At 61.6% G+C, this 23581-nt stretch carries 23 protein-coding genes; 10 read left to right on the top strand and 13 right to left on the bottom strand.

Annotated features, from left to right (window positions below; all coding sequences use genetic code 11):
• Position 1: 1 nt before the first annotated feature.
• Positions 2–1414: an allantoinase PuuE gene (gene puuE, locus ACROHD_RS00530; protein WP_432675308.1), complete on the bottom strand. Its 1413-nt coding sequence runs from the start codon at positions 1412–1414 to the stop codon at positions 2–4.
• A gap of 149 nt (positions 1415–1563) precedes the next feature.
• On the opposite strand from puuE, the gene uraH reads away from it, so the two are divergent.
• Positions 1564–1920, top strand: a complete 357-nt coding sequence (gene uraH, locus ACROHD_RS00525) for a hydroxyisourate hydrolase (RefSeq protein ID WP_432675306.1) — start codon at positions 1564–1566, stop codon at positions 1918–1920.
• Between the two features lie 57 nt (positions 1921–1977).
• Here uraH and ACROHD_RS00520 read toward each other — a convergent pair whose 3' ends face one another.
• Positions 1978–2883, bottom strand: a complete 906-nt coding sequence (locus tag ACROHD_RS00520) for a LysR family transcriptional regulator (RefSeq protein WP_432675305.1) — start codon at positions 2881–2883, stop codon at positions 1978–1980.
• 110 nt (positions 2884–2993) lie between these two features.
• Here ACROHD_RS00520 and ACROHD_RS00515 point away from each other — a divergent pair, with 110 nt between their 5' ends.
• Both ACROHD_RS00515 and ACROHD_RS00510 read left to right on the top strand, forming a co-directional pair.
• Complete coding sequence (locus ACROHD_RS00515) at positions 2994–4250, top strand: urate hydroxylase PuuD (RefSeq protein ID WP_432675304.1); 1257 nt, start codon at positions 2994–2996, stop codon at positions 4248–4250.
• 47 nt (positions 4251–4297) lie between these two features.
• Complete coding sequence (locus ACROHD_RS00510) at positions 4298–4750, top strand: globin (protein ID WP_432675303.1); 453 nt, start codon at positions 4298–4300, stop codon at positions 4748–4750.
• A 6-nt stretch (positions 4751–4756) separates the two neighbouring features.
• On the opposite strand, the gene rpe is transcribed toward ACROHD_RS00510, so the two are convergent.
• The 6 genes from rpe to ACROHD_RS00480 form a co-directional block, all read right to left on the bottom strand.
• Positions 4757–5446: a ribulose-phosphate 3-epimerase gene (gene rpe, locus ACROHD_RS00505; protein ID WP_432675302.1), complete on the bottom strand. Its 690-nt coding sequence runs from the start codon at positions 5444–5446 to the stop codon at positions 4757–4759.
• Positions 5447–5588: 142 nt separating this feature from the next.
• Positions 5589–7034: an aldehyde dehydrogenase family protein gene (locus tag ACROHD_RS00500; RefSeq protein ID WP_432675301.1), complete on the bottom strand. Its 1446-nt coding sequence runs from the start codon at positions 7032–7034 to the stop codon at positions 5589–5591.
• Positions 7035–7037: 3 nt separating this feature from the next.
• A complete protein-coding gene (locus ACROHD_RS00495) occupies positions 7038–8615 on the bottom strand; it encodes an ABC transporter ATP-binding protein (RefSeq protein ID WP_432675300.1) in 1578 nt (525 codons plus the stop codon).
• On the bottom strand, positions 8612–9436 hold the full coding sequence (locus tag ACROHD_RS00490; protein ID WP_432675298.1) for an ABC transporter permease: 825 nt from the start codon (positions 9434–9436) through the stop codon (positions 8612–8614). Before ACROHD_RS00490 ends, ACROHD_RS00495 begins: the two co-directional genes overlap by 4 nt.
• Positions 9433–10377, bottom strand: coding sequence for an ABC transporter permease (locus ACROHD_RS00485; RefSeq protein ID WP_432675297.1), 945 nt, complete (start codon positions 10375–10377; stop codon positions 9433–9435). The genes ACROHD_RS00490 and ACROHD_RS00485 overlap by 4 nt, the downstream gene beginning before the upstream one ends.
• Before the next feature lie 39 nt (positions 10378–10416).
• On the bottom strand, positions 10417–11397 hold the full coding sequence (locus ACROHD_RS00480) for a sterol desaturase family protein (protein ID WP_432675295.1): 981 nt from the start codon (positions 11395–11397) through the stop codon (positions 10417–10419).
• Positions 11398–11497: 100 nt separating this feature from the next.
• On the opposite strand from ACROHD_RS00480, the gene ACROHD_RS00475 reads away from it, so the two are divergent.
• From ACROHD_RS00475 to thpR, 4 genes are all read left to right on the top strand, one after another.
• Positions 11498–12430, top strand: a complete 933-nt coding sequence (locus tag ACROHD_RS00475; RefSeq protein WP_432675293.1) for a LysR substrate-binding domain-containing protein — start codon at positions 11498–11500, stop codon at positions 12428–12430.
• Positions 12431–12569: 139 nt separating this feature from the next.
• Positions 12570–13775, top strand: coding sequence for an aminopeptidase P family protein (locus tag ACROHD_RS00470; RefSeq protein WP_432675292.1), 1206 nt, complete (start codon positions 12570–12572; stop codon positions 13773–13775).
• A 282-nt stretch (positions 13776–14057) separates the two neighbouring features.
• Positions 14058–14696 (top strand): hypothetical protein, encoded by a 639-nt coding sequence (locus ACROHD_RS00465; RefSeq protein ID WP_432675290.1) that lies wholly within the window; start codon positions 14058–14060, stop codon positions 14694–14696.
• Between the two features lie 97 nt (positions 14697–14793).
• Positions 14794–15336 (top strand): RNA 2',3'-cyclic phosphodiesterase, encoded by a 543-nt coding sequence (gene thpR / locus ACROHD_RS00460; protein WP_432675289.1) that lies wholly within the window; start codon positions 14794–14796, stop codon positions 15334–15336.
• On the opposite strand, the gene ACROHD_RS00455 is transcribed toward thpR, so the two are convergent.
• The 3 genes from ACROHD_RS00455 to ACROHD_RS00445 are packed head-to-tail and all read right to left on the bottom strand — an operon-like array spanning position 15333 to position 18375.
• Positions 15333–16361, bottom strand: coding sequence for an ABC transporter substrate-binding protein (locus tag ACROHD_RS00455; protein WP_432675287.1), 1029 nt, complete (start codon positions 16359–16361; stop codon positions 15333–15335). The two genes, thpR and ACROHD_RS00455, sit on opposite strands and share 4 nt — an antisense overlap.
• The gene (locus tag ACROHD_RS00450; RefSeq protein WP_432675286.1) at positions 16331–17710 is read right to left on the bottom strand and encodes a sensor histidine kinase N-terminal domain-containing protein; all 1380 of its coding nucleotides are present in this window, start codon (positions 17708–17710) and stop codon (positions 16331–16333) included. The genes ACROHD_RS00455 and ACROHD_RS00450 overlap by 31 nt, the downstream gene beginning before the upstream one ends.
• Positions 17710–18375, bottom strand: coding sequence for a response regulator (locus ACROHD_RS00445; RefSeq protein WP_432675285.1), 666 nt, complete (start codon positions 18373–18375; stop codon positions 17710–17712). The genes ACROHD_RS00450 and ACROHD_RS00445 overlap by 1 nt, the downstream gene beginning before the upstream one ends.
• A 107-nt stretch (positions 18376–18482) precedes the next feature.
• Here ACROHD_RS00445 and ACROHD_RS00440 point away from each other — a divergent pair, with 107 nt between their 5' ends.
• From ACROHD_RS00440 to ACROHD_RS00430, 3 genes are all read left to right on the top strand, one after another.
• A complete protein-coding gene (locus tag ACROHD_RS00440; protein ID WP_432675284.1) occupies positions 18483–19466 on the top strand; it encodes a tripartite tricarboxylate transporter substrate binding protein in 984 nt (327 codons plus the stop codon).
• Positions 19467–19649: 183 nt separating this feature from the next.
• Positions 19650–20138 (top strand): tripartite tricarboxylate transporter TctB family protein, encoded by a 489-nt coding sequence (locus tag ACROHD_RS00435; RefSeq protein ID WP_432675283.1) that lies wholly within the window; start codon positions 19650–19652, stop codon positions 20136–20138.
• 4 nt (positions 20139–20142) lie between these two features.
• Positions 20143–21663 (top strand): tripartite tricarboxylate transporter permease, encoded by a 1521-nt coding sequence (locus tag ACROHD_RS00430; protein WP_432675282.1) that lies wholly within the window; start codon positions 20143–20145, stop codon positions 21661–21663.
• A 172-nt stretch (positions 21664–21835) separates the two neighbouring features.
• Here the strand turns inward: ACROHD_RS00430 and ACROHD_RS00425 are convergent, their stop codons facing one another.
• Positions 21836–22417 carry a VOC family protein gene (locus ACROHD_RS00425; RefSeq protein ID WP_432675281.1) on the bottom strand — a complete coding sequence of 194 codons (582 nt, stop codon included), beginning with the start codon at positions 22415–22417 and terminating at the stop codon, positions 21836–21838.
• A gap of 82 nt (positions 22418–22499) precedes the next feature.
• Positions 22500–23555: a proline racemase family protein gene (locus ACROHD_RS00420; RefSeq protein WP_432675279.1), complete on the bottom strand. Its 1056-nt coding sequence runs from the start codon at positions 23553–23555 to the stop codon at positions 22500–22502.
• Positions 23556–23581: the final 26 nt, after the last annotated feature.

Genomic DNA, 23581 nt, shown 5'->3' with positions numbered 1-23581 from the left:
GTCACGGCAACAGGTCCATCAGCCGAAACTCCGCGATGCGTTCGACCTGTCGGCAGGCTTCGGCAAATTCGGTGTCGGTATCATTGTCGATCCGCCGGTCGAACGCCGCGCGGATAGAGGCCTTATCATGATCTCGAACAGCGATGATGAAGGGGAAACCGTGCTTGTCGACATAGGCGGTGTTGAGCCGGGTGAAGTCCGCTCGTTCCTCATCGGTCAGCATGTTCAGCCCCGCCCCCGCCTGTTCCGAAGTCGATTCCGCCGTCAGCCTGCCCGCAGATGCCAGCTTTCCAGCCAGATCGGGGTGGGCGCGCAGCACGCCGAGCCGCTCATCGTTGCTCGCTGTTCGAAAGACGCGCGCAAGCGCGTTGTGGACGCCTGCGGCGCAATCATGGGCGGGGCCAAGCTCCAGTTCCCAGGCCCGGTCCGCGATCCAGGGGGAATGCTCGAAAATGCCGCCATAGGCCGCGACGAACTCTTCCCGGCTCATCTGCGAGGGCAGGGGGCGCTCCTTGGCCGGGTGTTCCCGTGCCCAGTGGTCCGCGATGTCGATGCGGCGGGCGAACCAGACGCTCTCGTGACCTGCAGCGTAGTCGAGGAAGCGTTTCAGCGCCATCACCCGGCCCGGACGACCGATCAGGCGGCAATGCAGACCAATCGACAGCATCTTGGCCTGGCCTGCTTCGCCCTCGGCATAAAGCGCGTCGAAGCTGTCTTTCAGGTAGGCGAAAAACTGGTCGCCAGAGTTGAACCCCTGCGGCGTGGCAAAGCGCATGTCGTTGCAGTCGAGCGTGTAGGGGATGATCAGCTGATCCTTGTCGGCGATCTTCACCCAATAGGGCAGGTCATCGGCATAGGTGTCGGAGATGTAATCCATCCCGGCCTCAGCCGCGAGCGCCACGGTGTTCACCGAACAGCGACCCGTGTACCAGCCGCGCGGACGCTCGCCTGTTACCTCGGTATGCAGGCGGATGGCCTCGGTGATCTGAGCGCGCTCCTCCTCCTCGGGCATGTCCTTGTGTTCGACCCACTTGAGCCCGTGGCTGGCAATTTCCCACCCGGCCGTTTGCATGGCGCGCACCTGCTCGGGGCTGCGGGCCAGCGCGGTGGCGACACCGTAAACGGTCAACGGGATATCCATGGAGGTGAACAGCCGATGCAGCCGCCAGAACCCGGCGCGCGCGCCGTATTCATAGATCGACTCCATGTTCCAGTGTCGCTGGCCCGGCCATTGCGCGGCGCCCACGATTTCCGACAGGAACGCCTCGGACGCGGCATCGCCATGAAGGATGCAGTTCTCGCCGCCTTCCTCGTAATTCAGGACAATTTGCACGGCGATTTTTGCGCCACCCGGCCACTTCGGGTCGGGCGCGTCGGGGCCATGGCCGCGCATGTCTCTGGGGTAGCGTGTCACCTGTTGCAGTCCTTGTCGCATTTGCGCCACCATAGATTAGGGAAGAGCTTTTGACTTTCTCGAGATTTTTGAAACTGCTGTTGCAGTACCGGCAGTGCGCAGACCGTCGCAACGCTGCATAAACGGGCGACAAGTTCAAGGAGAGGGCGATGGCCGGATATTTAACGACACATGTGCTGGACACTGCGCGGGGTTGCCCGGCGGCAGGGCTGAAAATCGTGCTTTATCGCGTGTCGGGCAATTCGCACAGCAAGCTGGTCGAGATGGAAACCAACTCGGATGGGCGCACCGATAGCCCCATTCTGCCACAAGACAAATTCAAGACGGGCAGCTATGAACTGGTGTTCTTTGCGGGTGGCTATCTACGTGCATCGGGGCAGGGCGGAGATGAGCCGCTGTTTCTCGACCAGGTGCCGATCCGCTTTGGCATGTCGGATGCGGAGGCGCACTATCACGTTCCGCTGCTGTTGTCGCCCTATGGGTTTTCCACCTACCGGGGAAGCTAGGCGGGGGAATGCCCTTGCAAGGGCATTGAAAGGATCTTCGAAGATCCTTTTTGGAGCCTATGATGGAAGTTCGCGCCGGATGTGATCCGACATGAAGTCGATCAGCAGCCGTGCCTTGGGATCCTGCCGCTTGCGATGCATATAGAGACAGGCCATCTGGATCGGCACGGGTGGTTCGTTCTGCAGAACCGGTACCAACGCGCCCGATGCCAGATGTTCCGCCACCTCGAACACGGGCTTGAGAACGATCCCCTGCCCGGAGAGAGCCCAACCGGTCAATACATCCCCATCATCGGATTCAAACGGGCCCTTCACGGCGAACCTCCTTACCCCCTCGGATGTTTCCAGCGGCCACTGGAATTCCGGCGCGCCGGGATAACGCAGGTTGAGGCAGTCATGCTTGCCGCCCGTCAGGTCCATTCCCCGTTCAGGCATCCCTTTGCGCGCGACATAGTCAGGCGAGGCGCAAAGCACTCTCGGGCAATCGGCAATCTTGCGAATGCGCAGTGTGCTGTCCTCGGGCACCCCCAGAAAGAAGGCCACGTCGAGCCCTTCCTTAGCCACATCGAGCCGCCGGTCTGACAGTCTCAGCCGAATATCAATGAGCGGGTATTCCGCCTTGAACGCAGGCATCGCAGGCGCAACAAGGCGGCGCCCAACCCCAAGCGGTGCCGCGATATAGAGCGTACCGCGCGGGGTTTGCGTGACCTTGTTGATTTCTGCCTCTGCTTCCTCCACCGCTTCCAGGATCTTGCAGGCCCCGCGATAGAAGATCACCCCTTGTTCCGTCGGATTCAGCTGCCGTGTCGTGCGCTGGAAGAGGCGCACGTTCAGGTGCTCCTCCAGCTGCGATATCCGCGACGAGGCCACAGCCGCCGAAATCCGCTGATCCCGCGCTGCTGCCGACATAGACCCCAATTCGAACACCCGCACGAAAGTTCGCACATTATCTAGGTAGGCCATGTGTATTCGTAGCCTTTATTTGAAACAGCTCGGTAATTTCTTGCAATACCGGCTAAACATGCGCTGCGATAGGTCTAAACTGAAACGACAAAACCAAAAAGGGTACGGGGATGCAGGATTTCCTGATCATGTGGGATTGGCTGGAAACGGCTGTGCGGTGGCTGCATGTCATCACGGCAATCGCCTGGATCGGGTCGAGCTTCTATTTCATCGCGCTTGACCTTGGCCTGCGACGCGAGGGTGACTTGCGCGGCGCCGATGGTGAGGAATGGCAGGTTCATGGCGGCGGGTTCTACCATATCCGCAAGTACCTGGTGGCGCCCGAGGCAATGCCCGAGCATCTGACCTGGTTCAAATGGGAGAGCTATTCCACATGGCTTTCCGGCGCGGCGCTCTTGATTCTGGTCTATTGGGCGGGGGCGGAGCTTTACCTGATCGACCCGGCCAAAGCGGATTTGTCCACCTGGCAGGGCATCCTGATCTCCGCAGCCTCGCTGACTATCGGATGGCTGGTCTATGACTTCCTGTGCAAATCGCCGCTCGGCGAACAGCCCACGGTGCTGATGTTGCTTCTGTTCGTGCTGCTGGTCGTCATGGGCTATGGCTATAACCAGATCTTCACCGGCCGGGCGATGATGTTGCATCTGGGGGCCTTTACGGCCACGATCATGACGGCCAATGTCTTTTTCATCATCATGCCCAATCAGCGCATCGTGGTGGCGGATCTGAAGGCAGGCCGCAAGCCCGACCCAAAATACGGCAAGATTGCCAAGCTTCGATCCACCCATAACAACTACCTGACCCTGCCGGTCGTCTTCCTGATGCTGTCGAACCACTACCCGCTGGCCTTCGCCACCGAGTATAACTGGATCATTGCGGCGCTTGTGTTCCTGATGGGCGTGACCATCCGGCATTTCTTCAACTCGATGCACGCGCGCAAGGGGATGCCTTGGTGGACCTGGGCTGTCACCGTGATCCTGTTCATCTGCATTGCGTGGCTGTCCACCGCTGGCACGGAATATGACAGCTACGAGGAGAGCGAGGCCCGCGATCTGACGCATCGCGAAGAGATGCTGATGGCGGCAGAGGGGTTCGAGGATGTCAGCTGGACCATCCCCGGCCGCTGCGCCATGTGCCATGCGCGCGAACCCTCCTGGCCCGGCATCCGACAGGCACCGCGCGGCATTCTGTTGGAAACACCCGCCGATATCGCCCGCGCGGCGCGCGAGATCTACTTGCAGGCCGGTGTCACCAACGCGATGCCACCTGCGAACGTGTCTTACATGGAAGAGGACGAACGCGCCCTGATCCGCAGATGGTATCGTGCAGCGGGGGAGGATGTGCCCTTTGGACTTGCAATGAACTGATCCGCGTTAAGGGTTCGGAAAGGCGGTTCTGCCAGTCTGGCGGGGCCATGTCCGAAGTCGCTGACCACCCGCCGCCGTTGCAGCCCGATCAGATCGCCCTGATCGAAGGCAGCTTCACGCGCGCCCTGCGCGGAAAGGCGGAGTTGTCCGATCGCGTCTATGATCGGTTTTTCGAGCTGGAGCCTGACACACGTCATCTCTTTGGCGAGGATCTTGTGGTGCAGCGGGCCAAGATCATATGGGCGCTGTCTTTCACCGTTCGGGCCATGGTGTCAGACATCGAACTGGCGCGCGCGGCTGAACATCTGGCCCGATCGCACCTGCGCTTTCACATCACGGAAACGCAGCTACGGCACATGGAAAAGGCTATACTCGGCGCGTTTCGAGATTGCGCGGGCGAGGGCTTCACCGCAGAGATGCAAGCCAGTTGGCAGGCCGCCTTTGACCGTTTCCTGCCGATGATTCTGTCCGCGCAGGATCGACTGCTGGCAAGGGACTGACGCGGACTATCGCGCTGCCTCGGCGGCGGCCCGGATGGCCCGGATATTCTCGCCATAGACCTCCTGTTGGTCGACTGAACCGCCCTTGAACACGGCTGATCCCGCGACCAGCACATCGGCCCCTGCCGCAGCCACCAATGGCGCTGTTTCGGTCGTGACGCCGCCGTCGATCTGGATGTGGATTGGACGGTCCCCGATCATCTGGCGCAGGCGGCGGGTTTTCTCGACGCCGGAATGGATGAACTTCTGGCCGCCGAAGCCGGGGTTCACGGTCATGATCAGCACCATGTCGACAAGGTCAAGCACATGCTCGATGCTGTCCAGCGGGGTGCCTGGGTTCAGGCTGACGCCCGCCATCTTGCCTGTGGCCTTGATCGCCTGAAGGGTGCGATGGATATGCGGGCCCGCCTCCACATGGGCGGTGATCATATCCGCGCCCGCCTCGGCATAGGCGTCGATATAGGGATCGACCGGGGCGATCATCAGGTGAACATCCATGAAGGTCTTTACATGCGGGCGAAAGGCTTTCACGGCGGGGGGGCCGAAGGTCAGGTTGGGCACGAAATGCCCGTCCATGACATCGACATGAACCCAGTCCGCGCCCTGATCTTCGATCGCCCTGATCTCGGCCCCGAAATTGGCGAAATCGGCGGAGAGGATCGAGGGGGCGATCTTGATGGAACGGTCGAAAGGCATGGGCGCAGTCCTTTTGGAGCGGTTTAGGCGGGGTTAGCGTCAGCGCGCGGTTTGATCAAGGGCGGCGGACGGCTTTTCCAAAAGCCGTGGGAAGCGGTTTCGAAACCGCTTGTCACGGGCTTTCCAAAGCCCGTCCCCGCGCCTAGCCGTGATGGGCCGCAACAGTCTTGAGGACGGAAAAGCCATAAAGCGCCTCAAATCCCTTTTCCCGCCCGTGTCCTGAATGGCCCACGCCGCCGAAGGGCAGTTCCACGCCCCCCGCGGCACCATAGTTGTTGATGAACACCTGCCCCGCGCGCAGCTTCTTCGCCATCCGCATGCAGCGCCCGCCATCCTTGGACCAGACCGAGGCCACCAGCCCGTAATCGGTTCCATTCGCAATCTCGACCGCATGGTCCTCGTCCCGGAAGGGGATGATCACCTGAACCGGGCCGAAAATCTCATCCTGCGAAAGTGAGTGCTCCGGCCCTACACCGGAAATCAGGGTTGGCGCCACGTAATGTCCGCCTTCAGGCGCGTCGTCCACGATGCGGCCCCGGCTGAGGATATGGTTTTCGTCGGTCATCGCCAGGAAACTTTCCACGATCTCCTTCTGGCGCGCCGAGATCAGCGGCCCAACGTTCAGATTGGCCATGGCGGGCCCCACTTTCAGCCCGTCATAGGCCGCCGCCATGTGGGTGCAGAGCTCGTCATAAAGGCTCTCATGCACCAGGATCCGTGACGAGGCCGAACAGGTCTGGCCCGCGTTCTGGATGCCAGCGTTCACCAGGAAGGGCAGCGCCTTTTCCAGATCGGCGTCCTCGAACACCACCTGTGGGGACTTGCCGCCAAGCTCCAGCGTCACTGGCACGATGTTGTTTGCAGCAGCTTTCTGCACCAGCTTGCCAACCCCGACGGAACCAGTGAACGACAGATGTTTAACACCCCGATGAGCGGTCAGTGCCGCGCCGGCCTCTTCCCCCAGGCCCGGCACCACATTAAGCGCGCCATCGGGCAGTCCCGCCTGCCGTGCCAGATCTGCGAAGGCCAGTGCCGACAGGCACGCCTCCTCTGCCGGTTTCAACACGCAGGCGTTGCCCATGGCCAGCGCCGCGCCCACGGACCGGCCGATGATCTGCATCGGATAGTTCCACGGCACGATATGGCCCGTCACCCCATGCGGTTCGCGCAAGGTGTAGACGGTAAAGCCGTTCTGGAACGGGATCGTCTCGCCCATCAGCTTGTCGGCCGCCCCGCCATAGAATTCCATATAGCGGGCCAGAGCGATGGCGTCGTTCTTTGCCTGAGCCAGCGGCTTGCCCACGTCGGTGGCCTCGATCTCGGCCAGTTCATCGACTTTTTGGGACACAAGCCAAGACAGCCTCATCAGGATGCGCCCACGCTCAGCCGCCGTCAGCCCGCCCCATTCGCCGGCAAGGGCGTCTTCGGCAGCGGTCACGGCATTGTCGATGTCCTGCGCATTGCCCCGCGCGATGCGGCCGATTTCCTTGCCAGTTGAGGGATCTTCCAGCGGCAGTGTCTCGCCGCTGGCGGGCAGGAACCAGCGGCCACCGATGAAAACCTCTGCGGGGTCGAACCAAAGCTGCATAGGTCAGTCCTTTCTTGCGTAGTCGGGCAGGCGCGGCGCGGCGGCCAGCAGGGCCTGCGTATAGGGGTGCTCGGGGCGATCGAAAACGCGGTCCGTTGGACCTTCTTCCACGATTATTCCGGCCTGCATGACCATCACCCGGTCGGTGATCGCGCGCACGACGGTCAGATCGTGGGAAATGAACAAATAGCTAAGACCCATGCGGACCTGAAGGTCGGCGAGTAGATCGAGGATCTGTGCACGGACGCGGACATCGAGGGCAGAGACCGCCTCGTCCAGCACGAGAATCCTGGGTTGGGTGATGAGCGCGCGGGCGATTGCGATGCGCTGGCGCTGCCCGCCTGAAAACTCGTGCGGGTACTTGTCCAGGTCTGACGCTGCCAGGCCAACAGCCTCCAACGCCTTGGCGACGTCGCTGCGCCGCTCGCTGCGCGATGGTGTCTGCGGGAGCAGGTGATAAGGTTCGGCCACCAGATGTTCTACGGTCCATCGCGGGTTGAAGCTGCCATAGGGGTCTTGAAAAACAACCTGGATGCCCGCGCGCATGGCGTGTGGCATTGTGGGCGAGATGGGGTTCCCAAGGGCGCGGATATCGCCGCCCTGAATCGGGTCGAGGCCCAGAATGGCGCGGGTCAGGGTGGATTTTCCGCAACCGGATTCCCCCACCAATCCAAGGCTTTCGCCTTCGTTCAACGTCAAGCAAACATCGTTCACTGCGCGAACCGGCGCACCCCGGCGAAACAGCCCAATACGCGGGCCGGGGTAGTGGCGGTCTATGTCGGTGCCGGTCAGAAGGGGCGCCCCGACGGGGCGCGATCCCCTCGTGGGCCGGTGGCCGGATGCCTCGAATAGCGCCCTTGTATAGGCGTGATTTTGCTGGCTCAGCACATTGCGGGTGGCACCCTGTTCCACGATTTCGCCCGTCTTCATCACCGCCACGTGGTCGGCCATATCGGCCACAACGGCGAGATCATGGGTGATGAGCAGAAGCGCCATGTCCTCTTCTTCGACCAGCCCACGCAAAAGGTCGAGGATTTGCGCCTGCGTGGTCACGTCGAGTGCTGTCGTGGGCTCATCTGCGATCAGGAGCCGGGGGCGGAGCGCGATGGCGGTGGCGATGCAGACCCGCTGACGTTGGCCCCCCGACAGTTCGTGGGGGTAACGGTCCAGCGCGATCCGCGGCAGGCCCACACGGTCCAGTTTTTGACGGGCGACATCAAGGGCATCGGCGCGGCTGGCCGCCCCGTGGATGCGCAGGGTCTCGGCAACCTGGTCGCCGATGGTGCGCACGGGGTTGAGCGCGGTCATCGGTTCCTGAAAGATCATACCCAGCTCGTTGCCACGCAGCGCGCACATCTCGGGCTCGGGCCGACCGAGCAGGTCAATCCCGTCCAGGCTGGCCATGCCGCTGGTACGCGCGCCCTCTGGTAATAGCTGCATCAAGGCGAGCGCCGTCATGGACTTGCCTGATCCGCTTTCGCCCACCAACCCGAAGGTCTTGCCCGGTTGCATGGCAAAGGACACATCCCGCAGAATGGGCGTGCCGTGGATATCGAGAGACAGGCGGTCGACCTCGATCATTGCCGCACCCTCCGAAGCCTTGGGTCCAGCATGTCGCGCAGCCCGTCGCCCATCAGGTTCAGCCCAAGAACCATCAGCACAATAGCCAGTCCCGGCAGCACCGCCAGCATCGGGTGGGTGTAGATCATCGTCTGCGCATCCGCCAGCATCCGGCCCCAGCTTGGGGTGGGCGGCTGAACGGAGAGGCCCACATAGGACAGCGCGGCCTCGGCCAGAATGCCAAGCGAAAACTGGATCGTGGCCTGCACGATCAGGAGGTTGGCGATATTGGGCAGGATATGCTCGGCGCTGATCCGCGCCTTGCCTTTACCCGCCACACGGGCGGCAAGGATGTAATCCAGCGTCCAAAGGCTCAGCGCACCGCCGCGCGCCACGCGGGCGAAGACGGGGATGTTGAAGATGCCGATGGCAAGGATCGCGTTGAAGGCCGAGGGGCCGAAAACCGCAGTGATCAGGATGGCAATGACAAGGCTGGGGAAGGCGAAGATCAGGTCATTGCCCCGCATGATCAACTCATCCAGCAGGCTGCCGCGCGTGGCAGCGGCCGCAAGGCCGAGCGGCACGCCGATTGCAACGCCGATCCCGACGGCGACCAATGCCACCGCCAGCGATACCCGCGCGCCGACCATGAGCATTGAGAGCAAGTCGCGCCCGAATTGATCGGTTCCCAGCCAGAACTCCGCCGACGAAGGTTGCAGGCGGCTGGCGATGATCAGTTGTTCGACGTCATGGGGCGTCCAGACGAAAGACAGCAGCGCCATGGCAAGGAAGACCGACGACAGAACCGCGCCGAAGATTAAGGGGACAGGCAGGCGTCTCATGCGCGGCGCCTCAGTCTTGGGTCTGCCACTGCATAAGCGATGTCGACAATGAAGGTCACGACGATGACCGCGAAGACCAGCAGCATGGTCACGGATTCCACCACCACCAGATCGCGCTGCGTGATGCCCTGGAAGATCAGCCGCCCGAGGCCGGGCAGGAAGAAGACGTTTTCAATGATGATCGCGCCTGCCAGCAGGAAGGAAAACTGCAGCCCGATAATGGTCAGAACCGGGATCAGGGCGTTGCGCAACGCATGGCGCAGCAGCGCCTGACGGCGGCTCAGCCCCTTGGCGCGAGCTGTGCGCATGTAGTCCTGCGCAAGTGTCTCGATCAGGGCCGATCGCATCACCCGTGCCAGAATTGCCGCTTGCGGCAGGGCCAGCGCGACCGAGGGCAACAGCAACGATTTCAGCGCCAGAAGCGGCGTCTCCCACCCCGGAAACCCACCCGCGCTGAACCAGCGCAGGTTCACCGCAAAGACAAGCACCAGCAGCATCCCGAACCAGAAATTCGGAATCGCGATTCCAAGCTGCGTGCCACCCATGATGCCGTAATCCGCCGTCCGCCCCCGGTTTGCGGCGGCCATCAACCCGACGGGGAAGGCGATAAGCGTAGACAAAATCAGGGACAGAACAGCCAGCGGCAGCGATACCCAGAGCCGATCGGCCACCAGTTGCGCCACCGGGACGCGATAGGTGTAGGAGGTTCCGAAATCGCCCTGCACCATCCCCGCGATCCATGACAGATAGCGTTCCGCCTTGGACCCATCCAATCCCAGATCAGCGCGCAGAGCCTGAACCGTCGCCTCGTCTGCGTTGAGACCAAGCATGAACGCTGCCGGGTCGCCGGGAATGACCTCGATCACCGTGAAGATGACGAGGCTCGCGACGATCAGGCTGAGAGTCAGCGAGATAAGGCGGCCAAGGATATAGCGCAGCATGGCCGCCACCTTAGAGAAACGGCAGCGGTTGGAAAGGGGTTATCCGCGTCGCCCACGCCGGGACTTCAACCGCTCATGCGCCTCGGGCGTGCCATCGTGGAACGAGCCAAACCATTTGTCCCACGGCATTTCAAGATTGCCGTAGTTCACTTCGAAATAGCGGTGGTGCATCTGGTGGTGAAAGGTTCCAAGCGCAAGGCGCTTTCGGTCGTGAACCAACAGGTTTTCAAACCCGGTATGCGACGTCGCCGCCGTCAGCGATTGGTGCTGCATATGGAAAAGGATGTGCAGCGGATGCGCGGGCACTATCAGGTGAATGAGGATCGAACTGAAGAAAATCAGGTGCTCCACCGGGTGCATCGACAACCCCGACCATGGGCCGACATTGACATTGCGGTGATGCAGCGCATGGGCAATTTTATACAGCGGCCCCCAATGGAGCGCCCGGTGGACCCAGTAGAAATGGAAGGAAATCCAGACCGGCGTCAGCAGGAACCACAGCACGAAAATAACCGGGTGATCTGCAGGCGACAGCAGCGGCGCATAACCATTGCCCATGGCCCAGAACATCAGCACCTCGTAGGCGGTCCAGAAGCCGACACCGCTGCCAAGGGTCCAGAACATGTTGTCGCGCACCTGCCCGCCAAAGGTGAACTGACGACCCTTGTGCATCAGATCGCGCGGGTCGAATTTCAACCGCGCCCCCTGCGCCTTGCGCATGTAAAATATCCAGTGAAGCACCCCCGCAACCAAGGAAATCAGGACTAGATTGCGAAGCCAAAGCCCAAAGACCCAGCCCGGTGCAAGTGTCGCCGTCACTTCTAGTGGTGGTTGAAACCAGAGCCAGCTGATTGTTGCCAGCGCCAGCACCAACAGATTTTCCGCTATGCCAAACCAGCGCGCGGCGATCCACCGGATCATGCGCATCGGATCGGGTGGCCAGCTGAAGAAGGGCGAGACCTGAATTGGCACGTCCGGCACGTGGTTCCAGCCGGGGATCTGTTCGGGTCTTTCCTGCATCTTTGGTCTCCCTGTTTGCGGGGGGATCATGCCATGAGGCCAAACATCGGAAAATCAGTATTATCAGGTTAACAAAGTCTGATTCGATGAGGTTGTGGTCATGTCCCCCCGTGTGTCCCTACGCGCAATGGCGGCCTTCGCTGCAACGGTCGAAGACGGATCGATCGCGGCGGCGGCGCGTCGGCTCAACATCGCGGCCTCCGCCGTCGCGGCGGCGGTGGATCAAGTCGAGGCCGAGGTGGGTGCGTCTTTGCTGGTGCGGACGCGGGCCAAGGGAATTGCGCCGACGGGCGAGGGGCGGGTTCTGGCGGCTCGGTTTCGGACGCTGTTGGAGGATTGTGACAACGTGCTGGAGGATGCGCGGGCCGGCGCGGCGACACTTTCGGGTCATCTGCGGATTGGCTACTATGCCCCCGTCGCGCCGGCCTTCCTACCAGCGCTGCTGATCCCGCTACAGCAGGCGAACCCGGGGTTGGAGATTACCTTGGTCGACTGTTCCGCAGACGAGGCGCAAGAGGCGCTTCTGGCAGGACGGCTTGACCTGATCCTCTTCGCTGCGGCCCCGGTGCGGGCCGGGATCGTCGCCCGAAAAATGCTCGACCTTCCGCCCTATGTGCTGGCCCCGCTCGGCCACCCGATAACACGCGATGGCGCGACGTTGGAAGATGTGGCGGCCCATCCCGTTATCCTTCTCGATCGGCCAGTGGCAGAACCCTATGTCTCTGCGCTCTTTCGGGACCGGGGGCTTGCGCCGCGCATTGTGGCACGGGCCAACACCACGGAAATGGTGCGCAGCCTGGTCGGCGCGGGGGCGGGGCTGGCGGTGCTGAACATGCGCCCGCGCACCGATCGCAGCTATGGCGGCGAGGGTCTGGCCTCGGTTCCTCTATCAGGTGAGCTGCCGCCGATCACCCTTTTGGTCGGCCGCGCGGATGGGCGTCCGAAACGAGCCGTGGCAGTGGTGCAGGATCTGCTGCTTGGATGGGCCAGCGGCCCGAAAGCACGCGACCTGATCGTGTCGCAAAAAGGCTAGCGGGAGGCGGCTGGATCACGTTATACCGCAGCTCAGGCAGGGGCGATGGCGTCGTCCCGGCAGCACCGGCTGCTTGCCTGCGGGCCCTCCCCGCGACCGCCCTGTACGCCGGGGCCCTGGTCATATGAAGGAACTTCCCATGGACCGTCCCGAATTCTACCGCCTGCACAATGGCGACAAACCCGCCTTGCAATTCACCCAGGCCGAATATGACGCCCGCCTGATGGGCCTGCGCGCGATCATGGACGCAAATGGCGTCGATGCCGCCGTCATGACCTCGATGCACAATATCGCCTATTACTCGGGCTTTCTGTACTGCGCCTTTGGGCGGCCCTATGCGCTTGTCGTAACCGCGTCCGAGGCCGTGACCATCAGCGCCGGGATCGATGCGGGCCAGCCCTGGCGGCGCGGCGCGACCGACAACATCACCTATACCGACTGGAAGCGCGACAACTTCTGGCGGGCGATCCTACATGTGACAGGTGAAGGAAAGGTTATCGGCTTTGAGGCCGACCACCTGACGCTCTTGCAACAGGGCAAGATGCGCTCCTTCCTGAGCCCGTCCTCCGAGGTCGATCTTGCGGGCCACACCATGCAGCAACGGATGCGCAAATCGCCCGCCGAGATCGAGTTGATCCGGGCCGGGGCCGCCGTGGCGGACGTGGGCGGATACGCCATCAAAGACGCGGTAAAACAAGGCGTTAGAGAGATCGACGTGGCCATGGCGGGCCGCGACGCGATGGAGCTGGAAATCGCCCGCCGCTACCCCGATGCCGAATACCGCGACACCTGGGTCTGGTTCCAGTCGGGCATCAACACCGACGGCGCGCATAACCCGGTGACGGGTCGGGTGCTGCAGCGGGGCGATATCCTGAGCCTCAACACCTTCCCGATGATCTCGGGCTACTACACCGCGCTGGAACGGACGATGTTTGTCGAGGAGGTCGACGACGCCTCGCTGGGCTATTGGGAGGCCAATGTGGGCGCCCATGAATACGGGATGAGCCTGCTGAAGCCGGGCGCCTCATGCTCGGAAGTTACCCATAAAATCAACGACTTCTTCGCCGAACGGAACCTGCTGCAATACCGCAGCTTCGGCTACGGTCACAGCTTCGGCGTGCTGTCCCACTACTATGGCCGCGAGGCGGGGTTGGAGCTGCGCGAGGATATCGACACCGTGCTGGAACCGGGCATGGTGATTTCCATGGAACCGATGATCACGATCCCTGAGGGCCAACCCGGTGCGGGCGGCTATCGGGAACATGATATCCTGATCATCACCGAGGACGGGGCCGAGAACATCACCGGCTACCCCTACGGTCCCGGCTTCAACATCGTGGGCTGAAAAAAGGGGGGTGCCACCCGTACACCGGGCGTACACCCCCTGTACACCCCCCCGTACAGACGGAATGGCACATGCGAAGCTGGGCGGCTTGCTGTGTGACGGTGGCTTCCCGGTCTGAAAGGGTGGCTCGGGCGGTTGTGAGGAGGTCGGCTGAGAGCAGAGTCCGCGCTTCTTAAAGTTTGGGCGTTTGCCGAAAGCGTACGCTAGTGTAGCGTGCAACCAAACCGGATTAAGTTCCCATTCCGCAAACAAGCCTTTTGATAGCATATGAGGGAGATTGATATGCGTGGAGCGGATTCGAACGGACATTTTACTAGCATAGACGACAACACTATGCAGGCTATTATTGATGATTATGCTTGGTGCAGCAGTTGGGCTGTCTGGATGGAGGAGGGGGAAAAGCCTAAGTCAAACATAGGCGACCTGTCGATTTTTGATTTCAAGAAGTATCCTGAGATTCGAAAACTCCTTCACGCTGATTATATCGCGGTTGGCCTTAATATCTCGAGCGACTCTGAATCTTCAAAGTTTGGAAACTTCCATTCGTCGAGCCCCAGTGCGCAAGATTACAAACTCAGATACGCTTTTCAAGGAACACCTATTTGGGGCTGTTATCTGACAGATATTCTAAAGGATTTTCAAGAGCCTAGTAGTGCAAAAGTAAAAAAATACATAAAAGAACATCCAAATAAACTTCAGCCGCACTTCGACCATTTCAAAGAAGAGGTTCGACTCTTGGGCGCGGAAAACTCTCTTTTCCTTGGCATGGGTGGACTTGCAACACGTTTATTGCGACAGGCGCTTCCGAGAGATGCGAAAGTAATTCAAATTCGACATTACTCGGATTTCATCGGTAGGGAAAAATATAGAAAGGAAGTCCTGGATGCTTTGAGGTTGATTGGCATTTCCGTAGATGCATGATTTGAAAAGTTCAAGAGCATAACGCCTCTTGGGCCTTGCCTCTCCCCCCTTGTCGGAGGGAGAGTGCCCGAAACAATGTCCCAACACACCCGACCCCATGCGCAGCTTCCTCAGTCTTGACCTGCCCGAAACCTGCCACGATCCGCTGTTGCGGATGGTGGGGGGGCTCCGCGCTGGGCGGATGGTGCCGTGGGAGAACCTGCATGTGACGCTCTCGTTTCTGGATGACCAGCCCGAGGAGCGGTTGGAGGAACTGCATATGGCGCTGGAGCCCTTGCGGCTACCCGCGCCGGAGCTGCGCTTTGCGGGGATCGATTGGTTCGGGCCGGGCAAGGCGCGGATGCTGGCGGCGTTGCTGGAACCGGTGCCGGAGCTGGTGGCGCTACAGGCAGAGGTCGAACGACAGGCCCGCCGGGTGGGGATGCAGCCCGAGCGGCGCGCGTTCAGACCGCATGTTACGCTGGCGCGCTTCGGGCGGCACATGTCAGAGGGCGAGGCGGCGGCGTTGCAGGGCTTCCTCGCCGCGCCGCCGGTGGTGGAGGTGCCGACAGCACGCGCAACCAGCTTTTCGCTACAAGGCTCTACCCTCACCGATCAGGGCGCGCGGTATGAGGCGCTGGCGGTCTACCCTCTGGCTTAGCCGGGCTGCACCATCGCCGCTTCCCATTCCTCGATGAACTGCCGCCGCTTCAGCCGGTCGAGATAGACCAAGAGGCCGGGGCCAAGCTGGATGGGGCGCAGGCTGGCGTTTTCCGACAGGCGCGCGGGCGTGATGCCGGGGAAGGCGAAGCGGCCGCCGCCTTCAGTCCAGGCGGTCTCGATCAGGTGGTCGATGAAGCGCCCGGCCTCCTCTGGCGCTTCGGCATTGGCGGGGATCAGAACCGTGCGCATCATCACGGTGGTGAAGTCTTCGGGTGCAATGATGTGGATACGGTCGTGCAGGTCCTCGCGCACCTGCGCGTAGCTGCCAAGGACGTTATAGGCCACCGCGATCCGGCCCGAAGCGACATCTTCGATCATGTCGGACGAGCCGCGATAGAGCTGCGTTTGCAAGCCCCCCATGACCTGCGCCAGACGCCAGAAGGTTTCCGACGTGCGTCCGTCCTGCGTGGCAAACAGATAACCAAGCCCGCTTTCGCGCACGTCATAGGTGCCGATCCGTTCGCGGAACCGGTCGGGGTAATCGCGCAGCGCGGTGATCAGTTCCTGCCGCGTGCGGGGCAGGTCCATATCGGCGAAATCGGCGCGTGAGAGCACCATGGTCGCGGGTTCCTGCGTGAAGGCAAAGACCCGGTCCCTCCAGCGCGCCCACTCGGGCAGGCTGCCGGTTGCACTGGATCGGTAGGGCAGGGCTAAGCCGTCATTGGCAAGCTTGATCTGAAGGTCCATTGCCGAGGAAATAGCGAGGTCAAAGCGTTCGCCCTCGTCTTGCAGGGCGACCATGATCTCGGACGAGCTGACAACATAATAGTCCACCGCAACGCCGGGGTTCAGCGCCTGGAAGGCCGTGATGAAGGGTGCGAACAGGTCCGCATCTGCGGTGGAAATCACGCGCAGTTCGGCGGTCTGGTTCGTGGCCGGGAAATGCACGAATTCCTCGATTTCGAAGGCGAGGACAGGCAAAGTTGCGAAGATCAACGCAAGGGAAAGGACAATCGCACGCATGCGCCGGGGCCTCCTTCGGTGTTGGCGATGGTCAGGGTGCCGTCATGAGCGCGGGCAACCTCATCGGCGATGGTCAGACCAAGGCCCGAGCCGATGACGCCGGTGGCGTTGTCGCCCCGTGCGAAACGGCCTGTCAGAGCATCTGCGCCGGTTTCGGGAAAGCCGATGCCCCGGTCGCGAATGGTCAGCACGACATTTGACCCCTCGCGGGTCAGGGTCACGTCGATGGCGGTCTCGGACGGGGCATATTTGATCGCATTGTCCATAAGGTTGCGAACGGCATTCTGGATGAGGATGGCGTCGCCCATCACTTCCGATGCCTCTTCTGCATCAAGGCGTAGGTCCATATCCTTCAGCTCTGCCACAGGGCTCAGACGGTCAACCAGATCTTCGACCAGCGGGCGCAAGGCAACGGGTGACAGTTCCAGCTGATCGGCGCGCAGCGACACCATGGCATGGTCCAGAAGCTGCCCCGCGGCGCGGCTGCTTTCGTCAATGGCGCGGATCATTTCTCGCAAGGAGGCACGGTTTTCTTCCTTGCTGACCCGGCGCAGTGTGTTTTCGCCATGGGCCCGCACGGTCGCCAACGGCGTGCGCACCCTATGCGCGGCCTCGGCAATGAAATCCTCGGTTCTGGTGAGGGCGGCGGACAGCCGGGCGATGAGGCTGTTGAGAGAGGTCACCAAAGGCCGCATTTCGCTAGGCACCTCTGCCACCACCGGGCGCAGGTCCTGCGGACCCCGGCGGGATACGGACCCTGCCAGGCGCGAGAGCGAGGCGGCGGTGCTGCGCGCGGCCAGGACCGCCAGTAGTGCAGAAGCCGCAAAGAACCCCAGCCCGAGCAGCACCGTCATGCGCAGGATACGAGTCAACACATCGGCCTGCGCATCGCGGGTCTGCCCTACGGTTACGTCGATCTGGGTCGGCGTGCCACCAACCGAAACGCGGCGGGTCAGCGTTGCGATCCGAAGCTCTTCGCCGCGATACGTAACAGTATCAAAGGCAGGGCGCGTGCCCTGATCCTGTCGGGCGCTTGGCAGGTCGTCATAGCCGGTCAGACCCTCGCCATCCTGGGTAATCCGATAAAACACCCGGTCGTCGACGGCATTGTCCAGCATGGTGAAGGCGGAATACGGGATGTCGACGCTGACATTGCCCGATTGAACGGTCGTGGCATCAAGGATCGACGTGGCCGAGGCGGCAAGGATACGGTCCTGCGATTCCGCACCGATCTGGCGGGCGAAGCTGAAAACGATGAAGAACAGCACCAGTGCCATGACCGCCGCACCGGTCAGCAGTTGCAGCGTCAGCCTGCGGCGGATGGACGGGGGCGTGCGAAAGGGCCACATCACGGAACCTCTAGCCGATAGCCAAGACCGCGCACGGTAACGATGGATACGTCGCTACCCTCCAGCTTCTTTCGCAGGCGGCCCACATAGACCTCTATGGCGTTCTCCGAGACATCCTCATCATAGGAAAACAGCCGGTCCACGAGCTTGGGTTTGGGGATGATCTGGCCGGGCGCTGCGAAGAAGACCTCCAGCAGCCGCAGCTCGCGATTGCGCAGCCCGATGACCTTGTCGCCATTCTTGAGCGTGCCTTCCAGCGGGTTAAAGGCGACGGTGCCGAATCGTTTGACGTTGGTCGCGGTGCCGGTCCGGCGGCGCAGAACGGCGCGACAGCGGGCCTCGAGCTCGGCGAAATCGAAAGGTTTGGGGATGTAATCATCGGCCCCCATATCAAGCGCGCCAACCCGGTCAGAGACCTCGGATCGGGCCGTCAGAACGATTACGGGCGTGTCTTTGCCGCGCGCCCTTTGCGCGTTCAGAAAATCGCGGCCATCACCATCTGGCAGCATAATATCCAACAAAATCAAGTCGTAATCAGTGGTTGAGATAAAATCCTCGGCCATTCCCAGATCACCTGCGTGATCCACCACATGCCCATCCAGAGACAGTCTGTCCAGCACGGCGGCGGCGAGCTGCTGGTTATCTTCCACAAGAAGGAACCTCATCGGCGTGGTAGACCTTTCTTTCATCGTGACAGGTGAATGTCAGGTTGGGGTGTTTCCTTTCAGTCATGGGCACATGCCCCGCTTTGTCAAATTGGGAGGAGACAATGATGAAAACGAACCTGACCCGTCGGGCCTTTGCGGCTGCGGCGGTCGCCGCGATGAGCCTCGGCACACCTGCCCTGGCCGACGGCCACCAGCAGATGGATAGCATCCACTTCCTGATCCCCGGCGGCGCCGGCGGAGGCTGGGACGGCACCGCGCGTGGCACCGGCGAAGCCCTGACCGAGTCCGGTCTGGTGGGCAGCGCCAGCTATGAGAACATGTCTGGCGGCGGCGGCGGTGTTGCCATCGCGTACATGATTGAAAACTCGGAAAGCCAGCACGGCACGCTGATGGTGAACTCCACCCCCATCGTGATCCGCTCACTGACGGGCGTTTTCCCGCAGAGCTTCCGTGACCTGACGCTGATCGCGGGCACCATCGGTGACTATGCCGCGCTCGTCGTGAACACCGACAGCTCGATCCAGTCGATGGACGATCTGCTGGCCGCCTATCGCGCCGACAACAGCTCGGTCGCCATCGGTGGCGGTTCTGTTCCCGGCGGTATGGATCACCTCGTTGCCGCGATGGTGATGCAGGCAGCGGGCGAAGATCCGCTTGACGTGCGCTATATTCCCTATGACGCGGGTGGCGCGGCCATGGCGGGCCTTCTGTCTGGTGAGATCCAGGCGCTGTCCACCGGCTTCTCGGAAGCGGTTGACCTGGCGAATGCAGGCGAAGTGCGCATTCTCGGCGTGACCTCGCCCGACCGTGTTGGCGCCTACGAAGATGCACCGACCATGATGGAGCAGGGCATCGACGTCGAATTCGTCAACTGGCGTGGCTTCTTCGGCGCACCGACCCTGTCGGAAGAGGAAGCGCAAGCCTATCGCGATACTCTGGCGGCGATGTACGACACCGAAGAGTGGGAAGCCGTGCGCGCCCGCAACGGTTGGGTGAACATCCACAATTCGGGTGACGATTTCCGTGCCTTCCTTGAAGCACAGGAAACTGCAATTGGTGACCTGATGCGGACCCTGGGCTTCCTCTGAGGCCTGTCCGGCCCCGCGCTTTCGGGCGCGGGGCCAACAAGGCGCTTCGAAGCGCCTTAAAGGACGGGCTTTGGAAAGCCCGTGAGGCGCGGTTTCGAAACCGCGTGGGACAAGCCGCTTCGAAGCGGCTTAGCGCCGGGCCAATACCGCCCGCAGGGATCTTACAGAATTGGAGAGGGACAGATGGCACTGGACCGATGGATCGCATTGGTGATCCTAATGATATGCCTCGCTTACGGATACGGGGCCTTTTTCACAATGGATGCGAGCCTGCCGCCCTTTATGCAGCGCAACCCGGTCTGGCCCTCGACCTTCCCCAAGGTGTTGGCCGTCCTTGGCTCTGCCACCGCGCTGATCATTGTGCTGGGGCTGGAAAAACCCGCCGCTGATCCAAAGCCGATGGATATCAACTACCGTCGTCTTGGCGACTACAAGGTCGGGCAGGCATTGGCTCTGCTGGCGCTCATGGTGGCTTATGCGCTGCTTCTGCGCCCTGCCGGGTTCCTGATCTCGACCACCGGTTTTCTGATCGGCGGCTCGATGATCCTGGGCGAGCGCAAGTTTCACATCATGATCCCCGTGTCGCTGATTGCGGCAGGGTTCATCTGGTATCTGGTGCAGGAGGTGCTTGGCATCTTCCTGCGTCCCTGGCCGTTCTTCATGGGGGTGTAAGAACATGCTTGAAGGTTTGATGATCGGCCTCTCCACGGCCTTTTCCGTTACCAATCTCCTGATGGTCATCGGCGGCTGCCTGATCGGCACATTCATCGGGATGCTGCCGGGGCTTGGCCCGATGTCCATCATTGCGATCATGATCCCGGTCGCAATCACCATCGGCGATCCGTCGGCAGCGCTGATCCTGCTGGCAGGGGTCTATTACGGTGCGATCTTTGGCGGCTCGACCTCCTCGATCCTGATCAACGCGCCGGGCGTGGCCGGGACCGTGGCCACCAGTTTCGACGGCTACCCGATGGCGCGAAAGGGTCAGGCGGGCAAGGCGCTGACCATCGCCGCGATTGCCAGTTTTGCTGGCGGATCCATCGGGGCGCTTTTGCTGATGATCTTTGCGCCGGCACTGTCCACCGTTGCCCTTCTCTTCCACTCGGCCGAGTATTTCGCGCTGATGGTGGTCGGGCTGTCGGCCATTGCCGCCTTTGCCGGCACCGGCAATGTGGCCAAGGCGCTTTTGATGACCCTGCTTGGGCTGATCATGGCGACAGTAGGCGAAGGCGCGCTTTATAACATGCCGCGTTTCACCATGGGGCTGATGGACCTGCAATCGGGCTTCGGTTTCATCACCTTGGCCATGGCGATGTTCGCCCTTCCCGAAGCGATGTACCTGGTGCTGAATCCTGCCAGGTCCAAGAGTGCAGATGGAAGTAGCAGCGGCGAGATCAAGGATCTGCGGATCACCCGAGAGGAAGCAAGGAAGATTGCGCCGGTCATCGGCCGCCAGTCGATTCAGGGCTTTTTCATCGGGGTGTTGCCGGGCGCAGGGGCGACCATCGCGTCTTTCCTGGGCTATGCTGTGGAACGCAATATCGCACCACGAGAAGAGCAGGAGGAGTTTGGCAAGGGCTCTATCAAGGGGCTAGCCGCGCCCGAGACGGCCAACAACGCCGCCTGCACCGGGTCGTTCGTGCCGCTGCTGACACTTGGCATTCCGGGGTCCGGGACCACGGCGATCCTGCTTGGGGCGCTGATCGCCCTGAACGTGACGCCGGGGCCGCGGCTGATGGTGGATGAGCCGCAGATCTTCTGGGCGGTCATCATCTCGATGTATATCGGCAACCTGGTTCTGCTGATCCTGAACCTGCCGCTGATCCCCTATATCGCCAAGATCCTGGCGGTGCCGCGCAACTACCTGATCCCCTTCATCCTCTTCTTCACGCTGATGGGGGCCTATATCGGGCAGAACAACGCGACCGAGTTGCTGATCCTCGTGGGATTTGGCTTTGTTGCCACCATCCTGCGCTTTGCCGACTATCCGTTGGCGCCGCTGTTGATCGGCTTCATCCTTGGGTCGATGCTGGAGGATAATTTCAGCCGGGCGATGCAGCTCTATGACGGGCTGGGATTCATCCTTGAAAGGCCGATGACGCTTGGTCTGCTGGTGCTGGCTCTGCTTCTGGTGGTGGTGCCGAGCTACCGGGCCCGGCGGGCACGTTTGCGCGCAGAAGGCGTTGCGGACGACTGAACGGTTTCGCCGCCTCCGGCGTCGATCCGGGGGCGGCCCTCGTCAGGCTCCTTTGGAGCCCTCCTCGGGCCGCATTGCCATGGACACGTGGTACGGGCATAGCATCGTTATGATGCTGTGCCCTTTGTGGTGTCGGGAGCCTCTGGCAGGAGTATTTGAGCCAAGAAGAAGGTCAGTAGGGGTTTTTCGGGGAGCGATCCGAGGAAAGCGTCTGCTGGCGTCGTTCAACAAGCAGTTCGATGGCATCGGCCAGGTGCTTTTCCTGGATATTGTAGTCGCCCGCCGCAACGCGCATCCTGTGCGCCTCGATCATCACATCGGCATGGGTGCAGCCCGTGGGCGGTTCGAACCGATACGATGCCAGCTCGATCAGCAAGCCCATTGGATCGGTGAAATAGATCGAGTCCATGAAGCCCCGGTCCTTGGGGCCGGAATGTGATATGCCACGTTCGTCGAGCCGGGTGACGCATTGGCTGAAGGTGGCTTTGCTGACATTGAAGGCGAGGTGATGAACGCAACCGGGCTCGGTCGGTGTGCGGCGCGGGTCGGGTTTGCGGTCTTCATTTGTGAAAACGGTAATGAGCCGCCCGTCGCCGGGATCGAAATAAAGGTGCCCTTCGCGTGGGTTGTCCAGATTGGGCTGGTCGAAGATGAAGGGCATGCCAAGCACGCCTTCCCAGAAATCAATGGATGTCTGCCGGTCGGCGCCGGTCAGCGTGATGTGATGAACGCCCTGAACCTGAAGCTTGCGCATGCTGAATTCTCCCATTTTCTGGGTCTATGGTAGCCCAGTTGACGCCAAAGCCAATGGTTGCTTTGCGCAGAGGGGCTGTGCATCAGCCCCAAATGTCACCAACGCGGAAGCCCCGCTGGAACGGATCCGTGGGGTCGAGCATGTATTGGCTAGCACCGTAGATCCATGCCTGACCGGCAATGCTTGGGATGATTGCGGGATATGTGCCGACATGGGTGAGCCCCTCGATCCGGGCGGTGAAGGTGGTGCCGATGGGGCCTTCGTTGATGTAATCCTGACCCTGGGCCAACAACCCGCGCGCATGAAGACAGGCCAGTTTTGCGCTGGTGCCCGTGCCGCAGGGGGAACGGTCAAGCGCGCCGGGCAACGACATGGCGCTTGGCGGCGCGGTGACGCTGTTCGAGACAGTGACGGCACTGCGCCCGTGATTGCCCGGTTGCTGCGCCGGGCCGGTCAGCTGTGAAATTGTGGGGCCGGTGATGGCAGGGTTGTCGGGGTGGGCGACGGGCAGCTGATCCCGAGCCGCGCGGCGCAAGGCCTCACACAGGCGCACCATCTCGGCCCCGTTTTCCGGGGTGAGGTCCAGCCCGAACTGGGCGGAATCGGCGATCACGTAGAACATCCCGCCCCAGGCCACATCAACCCGGACAGTCCCGAGGCCCGCGACTTCGATGTCCGCATCCAGATGCAGGGCGAAGGAGGGCACGTTGCGGAAGGTGACGCGGGTGACCTTTCCGTCCTTGCAGTCGGCGCGAACCCGGATCAGGCCCGCCGGAGCCTCTAGCGTCAACTCGGTCACCGGCTCGACCATGGGCAGAATTCCGGTTTCCAGCAGAACGGTGACCGTGCAGATCGTGTTCGACCCTGACATGGGCGGGTATTCCGTCTGTTCCATGATGATGAAACCGGCATCTGCCGTCGGATCGCAGGGATCAACGATGGCGTTGCAACAGAGCGCCGGGTTGCCGCGTGGTTCGCGTAGCATCAAGAGGCGGATGTCATCGGCATGGGCCTGCATCCACTGCATCTTTTCGAACACCGAGTTTCCGGGAATCGGTGGCAGCCCGCCGGTGATGACGCGACCCGGTTCGCCTTCGGCATGGGCTTCGACGGCGGTGATCATGCGGGATATTCGCATTGGCGGGCCTTTCCTGTGCGATTTTG

The sequence above is a fragment of the Nioella aestuarii genome (genome assembly GCF_050896395.1).
Classification (GTDB): domain Bacteria; phylum Pseudomonadota; class Alphaproteobacteria; order Rhodobacterales; family Rhodobacteraceae; genus Nioella; species Nioella aestuarii.
The sequence above is the reverse complement of the archived record's forward strand: the minus strand, read 5'-3'. Positions and strand labels throughout refer to the sequence as shown.

What these genes read in the sequence shown, in the direction of transcription:
- ACROHD_RS00420 (WP_432675279.1), bottom strand. Translation starts at nt 23,555, where the DNA reads ATGCGAATATCCCGCATGATCACCGCCGTCGAAGCCCATGCCGAAGGC.
- rpe (WP_432675302.1), bottom strand. Translation starts at nt 5,446, where the DNA reads ATGCCTTTCGACCGTTCCATCAAGATCGCCCCCTCGATCCTCTCCGCC.
- ACROHD_RS00435 (WP_432675283.1), top strand. Translation starts at nt 19,650, where the DNA reads ATGGCACTGGACCGATGGATCGCATTGGTGATCCTAATGATATGCCTC.
- ACROHD_RS00465 (WP_432675290.1), top strand. Translation starts at nt 14,058, where the DNA reads ATGCGTGGAGCGGATTCGAACGGACATTTTACTAGCATAGACGACAAC.
- ACROHD_RS00520 (WP_432675305.1), bottom strand. Translation starts at nt 2,883, where the DNA reads ATGGCCTACCTAGATAATGTGCGAACTTTCGTGCGGGTGTTCGAATTG.
- ACROHD_RS00450 (WP_432675286.1), bottom strand. Translation starts at nt 17,710, where the DNA reads ATGTGGCCCTTTCGCACGCCCCCGTCCATCCGCCGCAGGCTGACGCTG.
- uraH (WP_432675306.1), top strand. Translation starts at nt 1,564, where the DNA reads ATGGCCGGATATTTAACGACACATGTGCTGGACACTGCGCGGGGTTGC.
- ACROHD_RS00510 (WP_432675303.1), top strand. Translation starts at nt 4,298, where the DNA reads ATGTCCGAAGTCGCTGACCACCCGCCGCCGTTGCAGCCCGATCAGATC.
- thpR (WP_432675289.1), top strand. Translation starts at nt 14,794, where the DNA reads ATGCGCAGCTTCCTCAGTCTTGACCTGCCCGAAACCTGCCACGATCCG.
- ACROHD_RS00475 (WP_432675293.1), top strand. Translation starts at nt 11,498, where the DNA reads ATGTCCCCCCGTGTGTCCCTACGCGCAATGGCGGCCTTCGCTGCAACG.
- ACROHD_RS00515 (WP_432675304.1), top strand. Translation starts at nt 2,994, where the DNA reads ATGCAGGATTTCCTGATCATGTGGGATTGGCTGGAAACGGCTGTGCGG.
- ACROHD_RS00495 (WP_432675300.1), bottom strand. Translation starts at nt 8,615, where the DNA reads ATGATCGAGGTCGACCGCCTGTCTCTCGATATCCACGGCACGCCCATT.
- ACROHD_RS00485 (WP_432675297.1), bottom strand. Translation starts at nt 10,377, where the DNA reads ATGCTGCGCTATATCCTTGGCCGCCTTATCTCGCTGACTCTCAGCCTG.
- ACROHD_RS00490 (WP_432675298.1), bottom strand. Translation starts at nt 9,436, where the DNA reads ATGAGACGCCTGCCTGTCCCCTTAATCTTCGGCGCGGTTCTGTCGTCG.
- ACROHD_RS00430 (WP_432675282.1), top strand. Translation starts at nt 20,143, where the DNA reads ATGCTTGAAGGTTTGATGATCGGCCTCTCCACGGCCTTTTCCGTTACC.
- ACROHD_RS00445 (WP_432675285.1), bottom strand. Translation starts at nt 18,375, where the DNA reads ATGAGGTTCCTTCTTGTGGAAGATAACCAGCAGCTCGCCGCCGCCGTG.
- ACROHD_RS00455 (WP_432675287.1), bottom strand. Translation starts at nt 16,361, where the DNA reads ATGCGTGCGATTGTCCTTTCCCTTGCGTTGATCTTCGCAACTTTGCCT.
- ACROHD_RS00500 (WP_432675301.1), bottom strand. Translation starts at nt 7,034, where the DNA reads ATGCAGCTTTGGTTCGACCCCGCAGAGGTTTTCATCGGTGGCCGCTGG.
- ACROHD_RS00470 (WP_432675292.1), top strand. Translation starts at nt 12,570, where the DNA reads ATGGACCGTCCCGAATTCTACCGCCTGCACAATGGCGACAAACCCGCC.
- ACROHD_RS00440 (WP_432675284.1), top strand. Translation starts at nt 18,483, where the DNA reads ATGAAAACGAACCTGACCCGTCGGGCCTTTGCGGCTGCGGCGGTCGCC.
- ACROHD_RS00480 (WP_432675295.1), bottom strand. Translation starts at nt 11,397, where the DNA reads ATGCAGGAAAGACCCGAACAGATCCCCGGCTGGAACCACGTGCCGGAC.
- ACROHD_RS00425 (WP_432675281.1), bottom strand. Translation starts at nt 22,417, where the DNA reads ATGCGCAAGCTTCAGGTTCAGGGCGTTCATCACATCACGCTGACCGGC.